The organism is Acinetobacter nosocomialis NIPH 2119, assembly GCF_000368085.1.
GTDB classification, from domain to species: domain Bacteria; phylum Pseudomonadota; class Gammaproteobacteria; order Pseudomonadales; family Moraxellaceae; genus Acinetobacter; species Acinetobacter nosocomialis.
Genome location: NZ_KB849239.1, coordinates 843,094 through 858,548 on the forward strand (window position 1 = coordinate 843,094; position 15,455 = coordinate 858,548).

At 38.0% G+C, this 15,455-nt stretch carries 14 protein-coding genes; 12 read left to right on the forward strand and 2 right to left on the reverse strand.

The genetic code is table 11. The features are described from left to right. Positions 1–128 precede the first annotated feature (128 nt). The gene (gene glnG / locus F984_RS08025) at positions 129–1,622 is read right to left on the reverse strand and encodes a nitrogen regulation protein NR(I) (protein WP_004708399.1); all 1,494 of its coding nucleotides are present in this window, start codon (positions 1,620–1,622) and stop codon (positions 129–131) included. Next, positions 1,609–2,718: a nitrogen regulation protein NR(II) gene (gene glnL, locus F984_RS08030; RefSeq protein WP_002049598.1), complete on the reverse strand. Its 1,110-nt coding sequence runs from the start codon at positions 2,716–2,718 to the stop codon at positions 1,609–1,611. Before glnL ends, glnG begins: the two co-directional genes overlap by 14 nt. 341 nt (positions 2,719–3,059) lie before the next feature. Here glnL and rimO point away from each other — a divergent pair, with 341 nt between their 5' ends. From rimO to lpxA, 12 genes are all read left to right on the forward strand, one after another. Next, positions 3,060–4,403, forward strand: coding sequence for a 30S ribosomal protein S12 methylthiotransferase RimO (gene rimO, locus F984_RS08035; protein WP_000856678.1), 1,344 nt, complete (start codon positions 3,060–3,062; stop codon positions 4,401–4,403). Positions 4,404–4,454: 51 nt separating this feature from the next. Beyond that, positions 4,455–5,183, forward strand: coding sequence for a UMP kinase (gene pyrH / locus F984_RS08040; protein ID WP_000852257.1), 729 nt, complete (start codon positions 4,455–4,457; stop codon positions 5,181–5,183). A gap of 85 nt (positions 5,184–5,268) precedes the next feature. Then, positions 5,269–5,823, forward strand: coding sequence for a ribosome recycling factor (gene frr, locus F984_RS08045; RefSeq protein ID WP_002049637.1), 555 nt, complete (start codon positions 5,269–5,271; stop codon positions 5,821–5,823). 4 nt (positions 5,824–5,827) lie between these two features. Continuing rightward, positions 5,828–6,580 carry a polyprenyl diphosphate synthase gene (gene uppS, locus F984_RS08050; RefSeq protein WP_004708401.1) on the forward strand — a complete coding sequence of 251 codons (753 nt, stop codon included), beginning with the start codon at positions 5,828–5,830 and terminating at the stop codon, positions 6,578–6,580. Continuing rightward, on the forward strand, positions 6,580–7,404 hold the full coding sequence (locus F984_RS08055) for a phosphatidate cytidylyltransferase (protein WP_002049666.1): 825 nt from the start codon (positions 6,580–6,582) through the stop codon (positions 7,402–7,404). Before uppS ends, F984_RS08055 begins: the two co-directional genes overlap by 1 nt. Beyond that, entirely contained in the window at positions 7,405–8,601 is a 1,197-nt protein-coding gene (ispC, locus tag F984_RS08060; protein WP_004708403.1) for a 1-deoxy-D-xylulose-5-phosphate reductoisomerase, read from the forward strand. Position 8,602: 1 nt separating this feature from the next. Then, complete coding sequence (rseP, locus tag F984_RS08065) at positions 8,603–9,958, forward strand: RIP metalloprotease RseP (RefSeq protein ID WP_004708405.1); 1,356 nt, start codon at positions 8,603–8,605, stop codon at positions 9,956–9,958. Positions 9,959–9,995: 37 nt separating this feature from the next. Beyond that, the gene (gene bamA / locus F984_RS08070) at positions 9,996–12,518 is read left to right on the forward strand and encodes an outer membrane protein assembly factor BamA (RefSeq protein ID WP_004708406.1); all 2,523 of its coding nucleotides are present in this window, start codon (positions 9,996–9,998) and stop codon (positions 12,516–12,518) included. 41 nt (positions 12,519–12,559) lie between these two features. Next, entirely contained in the window at positions 12,560–13,063 is a 504-nt protein-coding gene (locus F984_RS08075; protein ID WP_002049593.1) for an OmpH/Skp family outer membrane protein, read from the forward strand. Positions 13,064–13,067: 4 nt separating this feature from the next. Then, positions 13,068–14,138, forward strand: a complete 1,071-nt coding sequence (lpxD, locus tag F984_RS08080; protein WP_004708409.1) for a UDP-3-O-(3-hydroxymyristoyl)glucosamine N-acyltransferase — start codon at positions 13,068–13,070, stop codon at positions 14,136–14,138. Positions 14,139–14,144: 6 nt separating this feature from the next. Next, positions 14,145–14,630 carry a 3-hydroxyacyl-ACP dehydratase FabZ gene (gene fabZ, locus F984_RS08085; RefSeq protein WP_002049600.1) on the forward strand — a complete coding sequence of 162 codons (486 nt, stop codon included), beginning with the start codon at positions 14,145–14,147 and terminating at the stop codon, positions 14,628–14,630. Continuing rightward, the gene (gene lpxA / locus F984_RS08090) at positions 14,627–15,415 is read left to right on the forward strand and encodes an acyl-ACP--UDP-N-acetylglucosamine O-acyltransferase (RefSeq protein WP_002049604.1); all 789 of its coding nucleotides are present in this window, start codon (positions 14,627–14,629) and stop codon (positions 15,413–15,415) included. Before fabZ ends, lpxA begins: the two co-directional genes overlap by 4 nt. The last annotated feature ends 40 nt before the right edge of the window (positions 15,416–15,455 follow it).

The following is a 15,455-nucleotide window of genomic DNA, read 5'->3' on the forward strand; positions in this document are numbered from 1 at the left end:
TATTTTGAAGGTTTTTAATGATGTAACTGTATGTTCACATTTTAGTTTAACCATGTCTTTTCAATGTAAATCAAGATAAAGAAAAAGCGACTAATAGATTTAGTCGCTTTTTCTTTTACGAATGATTATTAAGCTTCAGACAAAGTTACTTTGTGTTCATCCTCATCATCGTCATCAGCAGAATCCATACCTAGTTCTTTTAACTTTCGGGTTAGAGTGTTACGGCCCCAACCTAATAGCTCAGCTGCATGACGTTTGCGCCCACGAGTTTGCTGTAGTGCAGCATTAATTAAAGTGCGCTCAAACATTGGTGTAGCAATATCCAAAATCTTCATTTCGCCATTTTTGAGTTTTTGAATTGCCCATTGACTTAGTAGCTCATCCCAATGATGTAAAGAAATACGCTCAAAAGATGGAGCAGGTTGGCTAGCTTCACTATTTTTTTGGAGTGGAACTTGTTTAAGTTCTGAAGGTAAATCTTCTGGATAAACCTCACGGCCAGTAATCATAACGGTTAACCAGCGGCAGGTATTTTCAAGCTGACGAACATTACCGGGCCATGGTAATTGCTGCATATAGTCAGTTGTCTCGGTACGTAAAATCTTTGGACTTACGCCTAACTCTTTACCAGCACGAGCCAAGAAATGTTGAGCTAACATCGGAATATCTTCACTTCGATGTGCAAGCTTAGGAATATGAATGCGAATTACATTTAGACGGTGGTATAAGTCTTCACGGAAGCGACCTTCATTTACCAATTTTTCTAAATCTTGGTGTGTTGCCGCTACGATCCGAACATCAACTTTAACAGGGATATGCCCGCCAACGCGGTAAAACTCACCATCTGCGAGTACACGTAGTAATCGCGTCTGTGTTTCAAATGGCATGTCACCAATTTCATCAAGGAAGAGAGTGCCACCATTGGCTTGTTCAAAGCGACCTTGGTGTTGAGTATTAGCGCCAGTAAAAGCACCTTTTTCATGGCCAAATAATTCCGTTTCAATTAAGTCTTTCGGAATTGCTGCCATGTTTAGAGCAATAAATGGTTTGGCTCTGCGTGGTGAATGCTTATGTAAAGCATGTGCAACTAATTCTTTACCTGTTCCTGACTCACCATTAATTAAAACGGTAATATGCGACTGAGATAAGCGACCAATTGCTCGGAAAACCTCTTGCATAGCCGGAGATTCACCAATAATTTCTGTCGATTGTAGCGGAGAAGCAGTTTTTGTAGCCTCTTGCTGCTGCAATTTATTGATATGTAAAATTGCTCGATTGACTAAAGCTAAAGCTTCATCAATATCAAACGGTTTTGGTAAATACTCAAATGCACCAGTTTGATAGCTAGATACAGCAGACTCTAAGTCCGAATGCGCTGTCATAATGATCACAGGCAAATCAGGATGAGAGTTTTTTACTTTAGATAAGAAAGTTAACCCATCAATGCCTGGCATACGGATGTCAGTTAAGATGACATCCGGTGCATCATGATGTAAACGTTCGAGTGCTGTTTGAGCTTCTTCAAAATTGGTGACGTCAAATCCTTCTTCTTTAAAGGTCTTTTCAAGTACCCATCGCATGGCGCGATCGTCATCAATAACCCATATTTTATTTCGCGACACGGTCTGACTCCCAAGGTAAATATAAGCTAAACATTGTTTTTCCAGGAACTGATTGGCATTCAATCATTCCGTTATGTTGATGCATGATGTTCTGTGCAATACTCAGGCCAAGGCCTGTGCCTTTTGCTCGTCCTGTAACCAAAGGATAAAACACAGACTCTAAAATGCTTTCGGGAATACCCGGCCCATTGTCCTCAATATCGACTCGTACCGCAGAGCGATTGAGTACACCATTAATAGTGACTAGACGTTGAATTCGGGTACGTAAAATTAATTCAGGTTCTTGATCTATAAAAAAAGATTTATTTTCTGTGATGGCTTGAATTGCATTAACGCTAATATTGAGCATGACTTGGATAAGTTGATCTCGATCGGCTTTTACATCCGGTAAAGATAAATCATAGTCACGCGTAATTTTGATTTTTTTCTTGGTTTGATTTGCGATTAAAGAGCGTACACGTTCCAAAGGTTCATGCACATTTACATTTTCATAACTCGGCAGTTGTCTTGAACCTAGCATAGTGTCTGCTAAATTGGTGAGACGGTCTACCTCATTAATAATGACATCTGTAAATTCAGCATAACTCTCGTCATTTAAACTACGAGCAAGTAACTGAGTTGCACCCCTGATACCAGCCAGAGGATTTTTAATCTCATGAGCCACACCTCTAACCAGTTGTCTAGCCACCTGATGTTGTTGAATTAGGTTTTCTTCTTTAGAAATTTTCAACATCCGATCAATTGGATTTAGTTCAATAAGTAAGAGCGGGTGGTAGCTTTTGCCTGCATTTAACTGTGAAACCGTATAATCAACATGTAAGTCTTTAAAGTTGACATTAATTACAGCTTCACGACGTGTATAAGGCTGTCCTGTTTTTAGAGTATTGAGTAACGCTTCATGTGTATTAAAAGTATCATCAGGGGCATGAAGTAAATTTAAAACCGGTTGTCCAGAAGCGCGAAGCAAACTAATGTCAAAAAGTGCTTCACAAGCAGAATTTAAATAAAAAATATTAAAGTTACTATCGATTAGTAAAATCGCAGTAGTTAAGTTGTCTACCAAAAGGCGATAGTCGATAGGTGTGTGTTGATCCATTAGCGAATCGTTCCTGTCTTAAAATGGCGCAATGGCATCTTCATTAGTTATCGGTTTTCACCGTTATAGAACATGCATGATGCAAAATGTACGCCAACTTTGTTTATGGATTATTTTAAGGTTTCAAGCGTAGTTAAAGCGCTCTAAAATCGTTCTTAATATCTTTTGGTCAAAAATATGGACGTATATACCAATAATATCATGATCCAACTTGGTGCAATATTGAGTTTTGGTGCAAATATTGGTTGTATTTTGGTGCATTACACAAAGAGTGGGGTTTCCACCTATGCTTGAGACGAGAAAAGACATACAATACGCGCATTCAAGTGGAGCGCAGATTCATGAAGACCCCCAAAGTCGGTTTTGTTTCTTTAGGTTGTCCTAAGGCATTGGTAGATTCTGAACGAATTTTAACTCAGTTAAAGACTGAAGGTTATCAAGTTGCATCAGATTATGATGGTGCTGATTTAGTTGTTGTTAATACCTGTGGTTTTATTGAATCTGCAGTACAAGAATCGTTAGATGCAATTGGCGAAGCCATGAGTGAAAATGGCCGAGTTATTGTTACAGGTTGTTTGGGTAAAGACGAAGATAAAATTCGTCAAATGCACCCTAATGTTTTAAAAGTCACTGGTGCAGCAGCTTACCAGGACGTTATGGAAGCTGTACATGAATATGTGCCAGCACCGCCTAAACATAATCCGTTTATTGATCTTGTTCCTGAGCAAGGTATTCGTTTAACACCTAAACATTATGCTTATTTGAAAATATCTGAAGGCTGTAACCATCGTTGTACCTTCTGTATCATCCCAAGCATGCGCGGTGATTTAGTATCACGTCCGGTTGGTAGCGTATTAGAAGAAGCTGCCGCATTAAAACGCGCAGGTGTGAAAGAAATTTTGGTTATTTCACAAGATACTTCAGCTTATGGTGTAGATACTAAATATAAGCTGGACTTCTGGAATGGCCAACCTGTAAAAACCAAATTCTTTGACATGTGTGAAGCACTTGGTCAGCTTGGAATCTGGGTCCGTCTACATTATGTATATCCATATCCACATGTTGATGCAGTAATCGATTTGATGGCTCAAGGTAAAATCTTGCCATACCTCGATATTCCTTTCCAACATGCAAGCCCACGTGTTCTTAAATTAATGAAACGTCCGGCGCATAGTGAAAATACTTTAGAAAAAATTAAATTATGGCGTGAAAAATGCCCTGATCTTGTAATCCGTTCTACTTTTGTGGTTGGTTTTCCAGGCGAAACTGAAGAAGACTTCCAGATTTTGCTCGATTGGTTGGTTGAAGCTCAACTTGATCGTGTAGGGTGCTTTACCTATTCACCAGTAGAAGGCGCTACGGCAAATGATTTACCAGATCATGTGCCAGAAGAAATTAAGCAAGAGCGTTACGAGCGCTTTATGCAAGTGCAGCAGCAAATATCTGCTGCCAAATTACAAAAACGTATTGGTCAAACGATGACTGTATTAGTCGATAGTTTGGAAGATGAATATCCTGTTGCTGTTGCACGTTCTTATGCCGATGCTCCGGAAATTGACGGTAATGTCTTTGTAGAAGATATCGATAAGAGCACGATTCAACCAGGCGATATGTTGGAAGTCGAAATTACCGATGCGGATGAATACGACTTATTTGCAAAGTTAATTAAAATTAAATCGGTCTAATCGAATCGCGATTCAAAAAGCATTCAGTTTAAGAGGTCTTGGAGCAAAATCATGGCGGAAACAATCAGCCCCCGTTATTCACGAATTTTATTAAAATTATCTGGTGAAGCTTTATCAGGTAATAAAGATATGGGTATTGATGCTCAAGTTTTAGATCAGATGTCACTTTCTATTGCGCATTTGGTAGGCTTGGGCGTGCAAGTAGGTATCGTTGTTGGTGGCGGTAACTTATATCGTGGAAGCCAGTTGCAAAAAGATGGTTTGGTTGGCCGTGTAACAGGTGACCAAATGGGTATGCTTGCGACTGTCATGAATGGTTTGGCAATGCGTGATGCATTGGTGCGTCGTAACATCAGAACTCGTCTTATGTCTGCACTACCAATTGGTACTGTTGTAGAGTCATACTCAAGTCGTGATGCAATCCGTCATTTAAGCCAAGGCGAGGTCTGTGTTTTCGTTGCGGGAACTGGAAATCCATTCTTTACAACTGATACAGCAGCATGTCTACGTGGTATTGAAATTGAAGCAAATTTAATTTTGAAAGCAACCAAAGTAGACGGTGTTTATAATAAAGATCCAAGCAAATATGAAGATGCAGTGAAATACGATCATTTAACATTTGATCAGGTGTTAGATGAGAAGTTAGGTGTTATGGATTTAACAGCAATTTGCTTATGCCGTGATCACAATGTGCCATTGCAAGTATTTGATATGAATAAATCTGGTGCGCTTTTATCAGTTGTAATGGGTGAAAAAGAGGGTACACGCGTTACTAAATAATGTACGTGTGCCGCAAAGCTCTTTATACTAGCGCTAAATTAAATTTGTTATATACATCCTTGAATAAATAAGTAAGGAAGATCATATGATTAACGATCTGAAAAAAGACAGCGAACAGCGTATGATGAAAACTCTTGAGTCTTTGGAACAAGGGTTTGCTAAAGTTCGTACCGGCCGTGCACACCCATCAATTTTAAATGGGGTAATGGTTCCTTACTATGGTTCTGATGTGCCTTTAAACCAAGTAGCGAACGTTGGTGTTGAAGATTCTCGTACGCTTATCGTTCAACCGTTTGAACGTACAATGGTATCTGCAATTGATAAAGCAATTCGTGAAAGTGATTTAGGTTTGAATCCAATTACTGCTGATTCAATCCGTGTACCTTTACCAGCTTTAACTGAAGAAACACGCCGTGATATGCAGAAAGTTGCACGCAGTGAAGCTGAAAATGCAAAAGTTGCTATTCGTAACATTCGTCGTGATGTTTTAGGTGATATCAAAGCATTATTGAAAGAGAAAGAAATCTCTGAAGATGATGAGCGTCGTGCAGGTGATGATATCCAAAAAATCACTGATAAATATGTTGCAGAAGTAGATAAGCGTCTTGCAGCGAAAGAAGCAGAATTGATGAAGGTCTAATTTTATGACCGAATCAGAAGAGTATCATCTTCCTAAGCATGTTGCCATCATTATGGATGGCAACAACCGCTTTGCAAAGAAAAATCAAATGCAAAAAGGTGATGGGCATCGAGAAGGTAAAAATATTCTTGATCCTATTGTTGAACATTGTATAAAAACTAGTGTCCGTGCTTTAACTGTTTTTGCATTTTCGAGTGAAAATTGGAATCGACCACAATATGAAGTCGATCTGCTTATGAAGCTTCTTGAAGAAACCATTCATGAGCAAATACCTCGCATGAAGAAATTCAATATTGCTTTGCGTTTTATAGGGGATCGTTCTAGATTACCTTCACATTTAGTTGCCTTAATGGAAGATGCAGAGCAACAAACAGTACATCATGACACCATGACATTAACCATTGCGATTAGCTATGGTGGTATGTGGGATATTGCAAATGCAGCTAAACAAGTTGCCCAAGCAGTTTCACGTGGTGAAATTGACGCTGATCAAATAAATGTTGATTTGTTCGAAAAATATGTCAGTCTAAACGATCTGCCAGCTGTGGACTTGTTGATCCGTACAGGTGGAGATTTCCGTATATCTAACTTCTTGTTATGGCAAGCAGCTTATGCGGAACTGTATTTTACGGATACTTTGTGGCCGGAATTTACAGTCGAGGAATTCGATCATGCACTGAATGTTTTTTCAGGGCGTGAACGTCGTTTCGGTAAAACATCTGAACAAATTCAGCAAGAGAAAATCGAGAAATTATAATGTTAGAGCGGATTGTTACCGCATTGGTACTTGTTGCAGTTGTTTTAAGCTGTATGTTTGCTACGCAATCACATTATCCAATGTTGGTACTTATGATTGTAGCAGCAGCGGTTGCGGGGTATGAATGGTATAAGTTGATGCCTCATGAAGCTGGCGCCGTAGTAAAACCTAAAGCATGGGGTTATGGTCTACTTGTTGCTTTTGTTTCGGGCGTTGCCTTGTTCTTTCACGACATTGCATTACTGCTATGGTCTGCTTCAATTTTAACTTGGCTCGTTAGTGTATATTGGGTTAAGTCCTTTCCTGAATTTGATGGGTGGTATAACGCGACCCTTTATGTCATTGGTTTAATTCTTATCTGTGCAGCAGTGACTGCAATTTTTGTAGTATGGCAAAGCTCACCATGGTGGTTGATGTATTTGTTCTTGCTTGTATGGGGTGCAGATAGTGGAGCTTACTTCGTAGGTCGTAAATTCGGTAAGAGAAAATTAGCACCTACGGTAAGCCCTAATAAATCAGTAGAAGGTTTATATGGTGGTATTCTCACTACAATTATTGTAATGCTTGTAGTGCAATATCAATATTTAAACTTAACTTGGGTTCAACAACTTTTATTCCTGATCTTATCTTTAGTCACAGTATTCGGTTCAGTATTAGGTGATCTATTTGAGTCGATGATTAAACGCCGTGCTGGTATTAAAGATTCTGGCCGTGTTTTGCCAGGTCATGGTGGTGTGTTGGATCGTATTGATTCTTTACTCGCAGCAGCCCCGATTTTTGCAACGGGAATGTATATATTAAAGCTTATTGGTGTAGATTTATAGATGACACAATCTGTTTGCATATTGGGTGTAACTGGTTCTATTGGGCAAAGTACATTAAAAATTTTAAGCCAACATCCAGATAAGTATTCAGTCTTTGCAGTTTCGGCACATAGTCGAATTTCTGAACTTGTTGAAATCTGCAAACAGTTCCGCCCTAAAGTGGTCGTTGTTCCTGAACAGAAAATAGTTGAACTAACCACCTTATTTGCTCAACAAAATATACAAGGTATTGATATTTTAATTGGGCAAGATGGTCTAGTTGAGATCGCATCACATACAGATGTTGATATTGTTATGGCAGCAATTGTCGGAGCAGCGGGACTGTTGCCTACTTTGGCAGCTGTTAAAGCTGGTAAACGAGTATTGCTTGCAAATAAAGAAGCATTGGTTATGTCTGGTGAAATCATGATGCAAGCTGCTCGTGATCATCAGGCATTATTATTACCAGTGGATTCAGAGCATAATGCCATTTTTCAGTCATTACCTCATAACTATTTACAAGTTGAGAGAACTGGACAACCACAACTAGGCGTATCTCAAATATTGCTAACCGCATCTGGTGGCCCATTCTTAAATCATTCTTTGGAACAGTTGGAACATGTAACACCCCAACAAGCATGTAAACATCCAAATTGGTCAATGGGGCAAAAAATTTCAGTTGACTCGGCTACTCTCATGAATAAAGGGTTGGAGTTAATTGAAGCGTGTCATTTATTTTCAATATCTGAACATTTTGTTACAGTTGTTGTTCATCCACAAAGTATTATTCACTCTATGGTGCAGTATGTTGATGGTTCAACATTAGCACAAATGGGTAATCCTGATATGTGTACGCCAATTGCACATGCATTAGCATGGCCGGAGCGTTTACAAACAAGTGTTCCTGCTTTAGATTTATTTGAGTATTCTCAACTTAATTTTCAGGCGCCCGATACCCAAAAATTTCCTGCATTAAATTTAGCAAGACAAGCAATGCGTGCAGGAGGTTTGGCACCTACCATTTTGAATGCGGCAAATGAAATTGCTGTTGAAGCATTCTTAAAGGAAAGGATTGGATTTACACATATTCCACAAGTGGTAGAGCATACTTTGCAAGAGTTAGAGAATGCCGCAGCTGAAAGCATTGAGTGCATTTTAGATAAAGATAAAGTGGCTCGATCTATAGCTCAGAAATATATATCAAGTATTGGAGGCTGAAATGAATGCGCTTTTTATGATTGCAGCAGCAGCTCTTTTACTTGGTCCTTTAATTGCAATTCATGAGTTTGGCCATTACTGGGTTGCACGCAAACTTGGGGTTAAAGTTTTAGTTTACTCAATTGGTTTTGGTCCAACTTTATTGAAATGGACCTCTAAAAAATCGGGTATCAAGTATCAGCTTTCTGCTTTACCTTTAGGTGGCTACGTCAAAATGTTGGACGAGCGTGAAGGTAATGTCGCAGAACAAGATCTACCGTATGCTTTTAATAGACAAAAACCATGGAAACGTATAGCTATTGTTGCTGCAGGGCCACTAATTAACTTAATTTTTGCTGTACTTCTCTTTTGGGTTTTGTTTTTACCAGCACAACAACAATTAAATACCAAAATTGGTAAAATTATTCCAAACTCTCCAGCTGCAGAGGCTCAATTGCATGTGGGGGACAAAATTATTGCTGTTGATGGAAAAGAGACTGCAACTTGGGAAAAACTAAACTTTGCTTTAATTGATCGTGTAGGCGAGACAGGTACTATAAATATCGATGTTGATCGTGCAGGTACAGAGAAAAATTTTGTCTTACCTATTAAAGATTTTTTAAAAAACCAGAATGAATCTGCATTGGATATATTAGGCTTCTTGCCTTATCGTCCTGTAATTCCTGCTGTGGTAACAGATTTAACAGAAGATGGTGCGGCTATTCGTCAAGGAATGAAAGTAGGTGATCGTATTGTTGCGATTGATGGCCAGCCTATGAAAGATTGGTTTGATGTTGTTGAAGTCGTACAGCGTTCTCCAGAAAAATTGCTTAATATTGATGTTTTACGCCATGCGCAATTAGTGCATTTACAAGTTATGCCGCAAGGAAAGCGGGATAATATGGGACAGGTCAATGGTGTACTTGGTGTAAAAAGTGATGCTGGAAAAATTACAATTCCTGACGAATATAAGCAAACAATTCAATATACTCCAATACAAGCTTTTGAAATGGCACTTGATAAAACTGGCCAAATCTCTAGCATGATTTTGAATTCAATAGTGAAAATGGTTAAAGGATTAATTGGATTAGAAAATCTTTCTGGCCCAATTACCATTGCAAAAGTTGCTGGACAAAGTGCAGAAATGGGATGGGAAACTTTTATCTCTTTTATGGCTTTAATGAGTGTAAGTCTTGGAATTTTAAACTTATTACCAATTCCAATGTTAGATGGTGGTCATCTAGTGTATTACATTATTGAAGCTATTCGAGGGAAACCTGTTTCTGAACAAATACAAATGTTTGGTCTAAAAATTGGTATGGTACTGCTCGGTAGTATGATGCTTTTAGCTTTATTTAATGACTTTATGCGTTTGTAAACGTATATGGATTTATAACTTACTGGAAAAAACTGGCATGCGGCACACACATTTTTTAATGCCTTTGGCACTTGTTAGCGCTATGGCAGCGGTACAACAAGCATATGCAGCTGATGATTTCGTTGTTAGAGATATTCGCGTAAACGGCTTAGTCCGTCTTACTCCTGCAAATGTTTATACCATGTTGCCAATCAACAGTGGCGATCGCGTTAATGAACCGATGATCGCCGAAGCAATTCGAACATTGTATGCCACGGGTCTTTTTGATGATATTAAAGCATCAAAAGATAACGATACTTTGGTCTTTAATGTTATTGAACGTCCTATTATTTCAAAACTTGAATTTAAGGGTAATAAACTTATTCCTAAAGAGGCATTAGAACAAGGCCTTAAAAAAATGGGTGTTGCAGAAGGTGAGGTTTTCAAGAAATCTGCTTTGCAAACCATTCAAACAGAACTAGAGCAGCAATACACCCAACAAGGTCGTTATGATGCTAGTGTTACTGTTGATACCGTTGCGCGACCAAATAACCGCGTTGAATTAAAACTTAATTTTAACGAAGGAACGCCAGCAAAAGTTTTTGATATCAATGTAATTGGTAATACTGTTTTTAAAGACAGTGAAATCAAACAGGCATTTGCTGTTAAAGAAAGTGGTTGGGCTTCAATCGTTACACGTAATGACCGTTATGCGCGTGAGAAAATGGCTGCAAGCCTTGAAGCATTGCGTGCTATGTACCTTAACAAGGGTTATATTAATTTTAATATTAATAATTCCCAGCTTAATATTAGTGAAGATAAAAAACATATCTTTATTGAAGTTGCTGTTGAGGAAGGTAACCAATTTAAATTTGGTCAAACTAAATTCTTAGGTGATGCGCTTTATAAGCCTGAAGAATTACAAGCACTAAAAATTTATAAAGATGGCGATACCTATTCACAAGAAAAGGTAAATGCAGTTAAGCAATTACTTCTACGAAAGTATGGTAACGCAGGTTATTACTTTGCTGATGTGAATATTGTTCCGCAAATTAATAATGAAACTGGTGTTGTTGACCTAAATTATTATGTAAACCCAGGTCAGCAAGTGACAGTGCGTCGTATTAACTTTACTGGTAATAGTAAAACTTCCGATGAAGTATTACGTCGTGAAATGCGTCAAATGGAAGGTGCATTAGCAAGTAATGAAAAAATTGACTTGTCTAAAGTTCGTTTAGAACGTACAGGCTTCTTTAAAACAGTTGATATTAAGCCAGCTCGTATTCCAAACTCTCCTGACCAAGTCGATTTGAACGTAAATGTTGAAGAACAACATTCAGGTACTACCACATTAGCTGTAGGTTATTCACAAAATGGTGGTATTACGTTCCAAGCTGGACTTAGCCAAACTAACTTTATGGGTACTGGTAACCGAGTTGCAATTGATTTGTCTCGTTCAGAAACTCAAGACTATTACAATCTAAGTGTTACTGACCCATACTTTACTATTGATGGGGTAAGTCGTGGTTATAATGTTTATTATCGTAAAACTAAGTTAAATGATAACTATAACGTTAACAACTACGTAACGGATAGTTTTGGTGGTAGTTTAAGCTTTGGTTATCCAATTGATGAAAACCAAAGCTTAAGTGCATCTCTAGGTATTGATAATACTAAAGTAACTACTGGTCCTTATGTTTCTACCTATGTGCGTGACTATTTATTAGCAAATGGTGGTAAAGCAACAAGTAAGGGTTCATATTGTCCAACTATAAATGGTGAGTCACAGTATGATACCGTGAAGGGAGAATGTAAGGTCCCAGAAGAACCATATGATAATGCTTTTGAAGGCGAGTTCTTTACTTATAACTTAAACTTGGGTTGGTCATATAACACTTTAAATAGACCGATTTTCCCAACATCAGGTATGTCTCACCGAGTAGGTCTTGAAATTGGTTTGCCAGGTAGTGATGTTGACTATCAAAAATTAACTTATGATACACAAGCATTCTTACCAATTGGTAAATCAGGCTTTGTGCTTCGTGGTTATGGTAAGCTGGGTTATGGTAACGATTTACCATTCTATAAAAACTTCTATGCGGGTGGTTACGGTTCTGTTCGAGGCTATGACAATAGTACTTTAGGACCTAAATATGCCAGTGTAAATTTACAAGAAACAAAACAGAATGATCCTTCACCTGAAAATGTGGGTGGTAATGCATTAGTTCAATTTGGTACTGAATTAGCATTACCTATGCCATTTAAAGGTGATTGGACGCGTCAAGTACGTCCTGTACTCTTTGCTGAAGGCGGTCAGGTCTTCGATACCAAGTGTAATATCGATAACACTGTGTATGGCACTAAAGGTATGAGGATTAATGGCCAGACAATTACAGACGTGAAGAAGTATTGTGAAGATAATTATGGCTTTGATTTAGGTAACTTACGTTATAGCGTGGGTGTGGGTGTAACCTGGATTACTATGATTGGACCATTATCACTTAGCTATGCATTCCCGTTAAATGATAAACCGGGTGATGAAACTAAAGAAATCCAGTTTGAAATTGGTCGTACTTTCTAAGTACGATCTTATTGTACAACGAAATAAGGAAAGAAATTTACATGAAAAAATTAAATACATTAATGTTAGGGTTAGGCTTGACGGTGGCTTCGGTAGCAGCTAATGCAGCGGGTTATGGGGTGATTGATCTTGCTAAAGTTGTTGAGAGCAGTACTTATTTGAAACAACAAAACGCAAGCTTAAATCAGTCTGTGAAACCAACAACAACTAAACTTGAGCAATTAGGTAAAGAGTTAGAAGGGCTTCAACGTCAAGCGCAGACCCAAGGTCAAAAAATGAAAGAAGATGAGATTAAAAAATTACAATCTCAGTATCAATCAAAGTTAAATGAATTTAATTCAACACAACAGGGCTTACAGTCTAGAGTTCAAACTAGCTTGCAAAGTATGAACACAACTTTTGAGTCTAGAGTTAAGCAAGCTGCTGAGCAATTACGAAAAGAAAATAATCTTGACTTTATTTTGAATAAAAATTCAACTGTTGCCTATGACGCTAAGTATGATTTAACTGATAAAATGATACAAAAGGTTAATTCAATGAAATAAATTAATGAAAGTGCAACAATTTCGTTTAGATGAATTAGCTCACCTTGTTAAAGGTGAGCTAATTGGTGAAGGTAGTCTTCAATTTTCGAACCTAGCAAGTTTAGAAAATGCAGAGGTTAATCATCTTACTTTCGTAAATGGTGATAAATATCTCGAACAAGCTAAAGCAAGTCGTGCAGGGGCTTTCATTGTTACTGCTGCTTTAAAAGAACATCTTCCTGAAAAAGATAATTTTATTATTGTTGATAATCCTTATCTTGCTTTTGCAATCCTTACTCATGTATTTGATAAAAAGCTTACTTCAAAAGGTATAGAAAGTACTGCTCAAATTCATCCTTCTGCTGTTATTTCAGAAGCTGCTTATATTGGTCACTATGTAGTCATTGGTGAGAATTGTGTAGTAGGTGATAACACAATCATTCAATCACATACCAAACTTGATGATGATGTAGAAGTTGGGAAAGACTGTTTTATTGACTCTCATGTCACCATTACCGGTAGTTCTAAATTGGGTGATCGGGTGCGTGTTCATTCAAATACTGTAATTGGTAGCGAAGGTTTTGGTTTTGCTCCCTATCAAGGTAAATGGCACCGTATTGCTCAGTTAGGATCAGTTCTAATTGGAAATGACGTTCGAATTGGATCAAATTGTAGTATTGATCGGGGTGCTCTTGATAATACAATTTTAGAAGATGGTGTAATTATTGATAACCTTGTGCAAATTGCACATAACGTTCATATTGGTTCAAATACTGCTATTGCAGCTACCTGTGGCATTGCGGGTAGTACAAAAATTGGCAAAAACTGTATTCTTGCAGGCGCATGTGGGGTAGCAGGTCACCTTTCAATTGCTGATAATGTGACTTTAACTGGAATGTCAATGGTCACAAAAAATATTTCTGAGGCTGGAACTTATTCTTCAGGAATTGGATTGTTCGAAAATAGTCAGTGGAAAAAGACGATTGTGCGCTTGAGACAATTAGCAGATGTGCCATTGACCCAAATCACTAAACGACTTGATCATATACAAGCTCAAATAGAGTCTCTTGAATCAACTTTTAATTTGCGTAAATAGAATATTATGACCGAGTCAACTACACCTAAATTTGCCATCCCTGAATTACCAATGCAGATTCAAACGATTCGTCAATATTTGCCGCATCGTTACCCATTCTTATTGGTTGATCGTGTGATTGAAGTTACTGACAATAGTATTGTTGGTTATAAAAATGTTTCTATCAATGAAGAGTTTCTACAAGGACATTTCCCAGAATATCCAATTATGCCTGGTGTTCTAATTGTTGAAGCACTAGCTCAAGTTTCAGGCGTTCTAGGTTTTATTATGAACAATGAAACGCCAAAACCAGGTTCTTTGTTCCTGTTTGCTGGTGCAGAAAGAGTTAGATTTAAAAAACAAGTAGTTGCAGGCGACCAACTTGTATTAAAATCCGAGTTGGTAATGCAGAAGCGCGGTATTTACAAATACAATTGTACAGCTAGCGTTGATGGCATTGTAGCAGCAACCGCTGAGATTATGATTTCACACCAAAAAACAGAGCAGGCATGAGCAATCACGATTTAATCCATTCTACCGCCATTATTGATCCATCTGCAGTGATTGCTTCAGATGTTCAAATCGGACCTTATTGTGTTATTGGTCCTCAAGTGACTATTGGTGCTGGTACTAAATTACATTCTCATGTGGTAGTAGGTGGTTTTACCAGAATTGGTCAAAATAATGAGATCTTTCAATTTGCAAGTGTTGGCGAAGTTTGTCAAGACCTCAAATATAAAGGTGAAGAAACTTGGCTTGAAATTGGTAACAATAATTTAATTCGCGAACATTGCAGCTTACATAGAGGCACTGTGCAAGATAATTCATTGACTAAGATAGGTAGTCATAACCTATTGATGGTAAATACTCATATTGCACATGACTGTATTGTAGGTGATCACAATATCTTTGCTAATAATGTTGGTGTTGCTGGACACGTACATATTGGTGATCATGTTATTGTCGGTGGTAATTCTGGAATTCATCAATTCTGTAAGATTGACTCTTATAGCATGATTGGTGGGGCCTCACTGATTCTTAAAGATGTACCAGCCTATGTTATGGCTTCTGGTAATCCTGCGCACGCCTTTGGTATAAATATTGAAGGTATGCGAAGAAAAGGTTGGTCTAAAAATACAATTCAGGGCTTAAGAGAAGCTTATAAATTGATATTTAAATCTGGTCTAACCTCTGTTCAAGCTGTTGAGCAAATTAAAAGTGAAATTTTGCCTTCTGTTCCAGAAGCTCAATTATTAATTGACTCTCTTGAGCAATCCGAGCGTGGAATTGTACGCTAATCAATAAGGCATAAAAAAAGACACTGTTTTAACAGTGTCT